This is a genomic window from Pseudomonas sp. 3B-A001-10F, assembly GCF_056313565.1.
Map to the genome: position 1 here is coordinate 1 of NZ_JBQYFW010000074.1, position 1,157 is coordinate 1,157.

Annotated in this window: 1 protein-coding gene; it reads right to left on the bottom strand. The window is 61.5% G+C overall.

Going from position 1 to position 1,157, the window contains the following annotated elements; translation table 11 throughout:
• Window positions 1-1,157, bottom strand: a 1,157-nt coding sequence (locus AC0ZWN_RS28775) for an immunoglobulin-like domain-containing protein (protein ID WP_476337711.1), incomplete at both ends; no start/stop codon positions are given.

A 1,157-nucleotide genomic window follows, 5' to 3' on the forward strand; every position in this document is an offset into this window, starting at 1 on the left:
TTTTCGAAGTTGCCACCGGTAGCGGTGGAGATCGTCGCTTCAACCTTGCCGGCGTCTTTGTAGACGTCATCGGCTGGCGCTGGAACAGACACGGTGCCAGTGGTTTTGCCAGCTTCGATGGTAATCACCGCGCCGTTCGACAGGGTCACGGTGACTGGCGAGCCAGCAGCGTTGGTCAATGTCGCGGTGTAGATGATCGAGCCGCCCTCAGCCACAGAACCGGTCGCGCTGAGCGACAGGTTGGTGGTGTCGACGGTGTCGGTCACGTTGGTGCTGACCGGCGTTTTATCGGCCACGAGATTTTCGTAGTTGCCGCCAGTGACGCCCGTGATCGAGTTGGTGATCGGCGCGTGGCCGGTCAGCGCATCGTTCGGTGCGGTGAAGGTCACGGTGCCGGTTGTTTTGCCGACTTCGATGGTGATGTTCTGGCCGTTGGCCAGCGTCACGGTGACCGGCGAACCGGTAACTGGAGCGCCGACAGTGGCGGTGTAAGTGACGGTGCCGCCTTCAGCGACCGACGTATCAGCCGTCAGTTTGACGGTCGAGGTGTCGATGGTATCGGTGACTTCGGTCACGGCCGGTACAGTGCTCGGCACGAGGTTTTCGAAGTTGCCACCGGTAGCGGTGGAGATCGTCGCTTCAACCTTGCCGGCGTCTTTGTAGACGTCATCGGCTGGCGCTGGAACAGACACGGTGCCAGTGGTTTTGCCAGCTTCGATGGTAATCACCGCGCCGTTCGACAGGGTCACGGTGACTGGCGAGCCAGCAGCGTTGGTCAATGTCGCGGTGTAGATGATCGAGCCGCCCTCAGCCACAGAACCGGTCGCGCTGAGCGACAGGTTGGTGGTGTCGACGGTGTCGGTCACGTTGGTGCTGACCGGCGTTTTATCGGCCACGAGATTTTCGTAGTTGCCGCCAGTGACGCCCGTGATCGAGTTGGTGATCGGCGCGTGGCCGGTCAGCGCATCGTTCGGTGCGGTGAAGGTCACGGTGCCGGTTGTTTTGCCGACTTCGATGGTGATGTTCTGGCCGTTGGCCAGCGTCACGGTGACCGGCGAACCGGTTACTGGTGCGCCCACAGTGGCGGTGTAAGTGACGGTGCCGCCTTCAGCGACCGACGTATCAGCCGTCAGTTTGACGGTCGAGGTGTCGATGGT